The organism is Psychrobacter sp. (genome assembly GCF_018260395.1).
Taxonomy (GTDB): Bacteria; Pseudomonadota; Gammaproteobacteria; order Pseudomonadales; family Moraxellaceae; genus Psychrobacter.
This window is the reverse complement of record NZ_JAGLBC010000062.1, coordinates 1-2,855: the sequence shown is the minus strand read 5'-3', so window position 1 is coordinate 2,855 and position 2,855 is coordinate 1. Positions and strand designations below refer to the sequence as shown.

At 42.1% G+C, this 2,855-nt stretch carries 2 protein-coding genes; both read left to right on the top strand.

Going from position 1 to position 2,855, the window contains the following annotated elements; genetic code table 11:
* Positions 1 to 136: 136 nt before the first annotated feature.
* Positions 137 to 1,048, top strand: coding sequence for a DMT family transporter (locus QZ265_RS06250; protein ID WP_296404469.1), 912 nt, complete (start codon positions 137 to 139; stop codon positions 1,046 to 1,048).
* 190 nt (positions 1,049 to 1,238) lie between these two features.
* Positions 1,239 to 2,807 (top strand): oxygen-independent coproporphyrinogen III oxidase, encoded by a 1,569-nt coding sequence (hemN, locus tag QZ265_RS06245; protein ID WP_296404467.1) that lies wholly within the window; start codon positions 1,239 to 1,241, stop codon positions 2,805 to 2,807.
* The last annotated feature ends 48 nt before the right edge of the window (positions 2,808 to 2,855 follow it).

Below are 2,855 nucleotides of genomic sequence, written 5' to 3'. Positions count from 1 at the left end.
GTGCCATGGTGCCATGGTGCCATGGTGCCATGGTTACAAAGTAACGCAGAAGATAATGTTAAAATTCAAATCGTTGTGATGACGCAATTCATTTTTAAATCCGCTAAACATCCAAGCTAATAAAAGGATATTGTCAGTGCCTAAAAACCTAGGGGTCGCTCTAACTTGTCTGATAGTAGGTGGGGCACTATTGGGTGTGTCTACCAACGTGGCTAAGTATGCCGGTACGGTGGGGCTCACTCCGCTAGCCTTTGTGTTTTGGTCCATCACTGGGGCTGCCTTATTGCTATTGCTAATGGCTTTAATTCGTCGCCAACCACCTCCTATGACCAAAAGTAGCGGTGAATATTATTTCATAGCGGCCTTGGTCAGTGTCGCAGGCTCCAATCTGATATTTTTTTCCGCCATCCCTCATGTAGGGGCTAGTTTTGTGGCACTCACGATCACGTTACCGCCTTTGCTCACTTATCTTGGCGCCCTGCTATTAAAAATAGAACGCTTTAGTTCTTTACGTGCGTTGGGGGTAGTTTCAGCTTTATTGGGTGCTGCGATTCTGGCGGGGAATAAGTTAACCGCACCTGATGCTAGCCTTTTTTGGATTATAATGGCACTTTGTGGTCCGGTGTTACTAGCCATTGGCAATATTTATCGCACCTTACGTTGGCCGAGTAATGCTTCGCCAAGTGCTTTAGCGCCTGGTATGCTTGTGGCGGCGTCCATACAGCTTGGTTTGGTAAGTTTATTGCCTAGCTTTTCACTGGCTATACCGAGTCAAGACCCTTTAGCCTTCATAGTTTCAATAGCTATCATTGGGGTACAAGCGCTTATTTTTGCTGCTCAATTTCAACTTCTGTTTATTTTACAAAAGGCCGGTGGTCCAGTATTGCTAAGCTTACTAGGCTCGACCGCTGCTTTGTTTGCGGTACCAATCGCCATATTTGTGCAAGGAGAGTCGCCGCCAGAAGGTTTGCTATTAGGGGGTTTACTTATTGCCCTTGGAGTGGCTTTTGTGACGTGGGGCGGTATAAAAGCAGCTGTGGCTAAATAGTCTTTATTGCTCTTGTGACTTAAGCCTTCGTATAACTACAGCCATCTTATAGCTACAGATATTGAGGCAATGCAGTATCCTTTGGAAGAATAGCAATGCCCGTGGTTTCGAGTTAATTTGTTATAATGAAATCACAACTATATTTTATATACACGTTATCATTTATCGGCTATCCGATAAGGCCAACCTTATGATTAATTCTGCCATTTTTACAGACCAAGCCAATTTACCGCCATCTACTCAGCGTCCGGATTTCAGTCCAGCCAATCCTTACGCCAAAAGACAGTTTGATGCAGCTGCCTCTGATATGCCGCCATTAGAATATGACGAAGATTTAATTCATAAGTACAATCGTTCAGGGCCGCGCTACACCTCTTATCCCACCGCTCTCGAATTTAAGCCTATTGAAAGTGGTAGCGAGCTTGATATCTTAACGAGTCGTGATCCTAACGCGCCAATATCCTTATATTTTCATATTCCTTTTTGTCGCCATCTTTGTTACTACTGTGCCTGTAATAAAATTATCACTAAGAAAAATAGTGATGCAGGTGACTATTTACAATATTTAAAAAACGAGGTAAAACAAAAGCGTGCGTTATTGGAACGTCCAGATTCAGGCGGCAAACCTTACGTTAAGCAGCTTCATTTAGGCGGAGGCACGCCCACCTTTTTTAGTGATGAAGAGCTGACTGAACTTTGGCAGTTTTTGCAGACCCAATTTGAATTTGCGCCTATTTCATTGGATAAAACCACAGCTGAGCATCCTGAGGTGGGCGATTTTTCCATTGAAATTGATCCTAGAGAAATTAGAGATACTACCCTAACTGTTTTGCGTAATTTAGGATTTAATCGAGTCAGCTTTGGGGTGCAAGACCTTGATGATAAAGTACAATTGGCGGTCAATCGAGTACAATCAGAAGCGCTTATTCGTCAAGTTATGGACGAAACCAATAGACTTGGTTTTCATTCAACCAATATCGACTTAATCTATGGTTTACCGCACCAGACGCCGCAAACTTTTGCCAAAACGGTAGAAACTATTATAGATATTGGGCCCGATAGATTATCCATATTTAATTATGCTCATTTACCAGAGCGCTTTAAATCGCAGCGTCAAATTAAAGAGGAAGATTTACCGACCCCAGCTGAAAAACTAGAGATGTTCAGTAATACCATTGCTGCATTAAATGAGGCGGGCTATCAGTACATTGGTATAGATCACTTTGCAAAACCTGATGACAGTATGGCTGTGGCACAGCGTGAAGGTAATCTGCACCGTAACTTCCAAGGCTATACTATTTTGGGCGATTGTGATTTGTTGGGCTTTGGCGTGTCAGCAATAAGCCAAATCAACAGTACGTTATATGCCAATAGAGGCAATTCTTCTACCCATATTTTACAAAACCATACTGACCTCAAAGACTATGAAACAATGATCGATGCTGGTAAATTACCCGCTATCAGACATATTAAAACTAACATTCAAGATCGTCTACGTGGCTATGTGATTTCAAATCTACTGTGCCATGATTATATTGACTTTAAGGACTTAAATCAGAAATACGGCATTGATGCTATCCCTTACTTTATTGAAGAGATTCAGCAGCTTGGCGAGATGCAACAAGACCGACTGATAGATATGGATGCAGCTGGTATCCGAATTTTACCCAAAGGCCGTTTGCTTGCCCGTAATGTAGCCATGGTATTTGACAGATATCTAGCCAGTAAGCAAAAAGATCATTTTTCTAAGGTTATATAACTGACCAAAGGGTATGATTTATATCGCTGATTGAGTTAATAACCAATA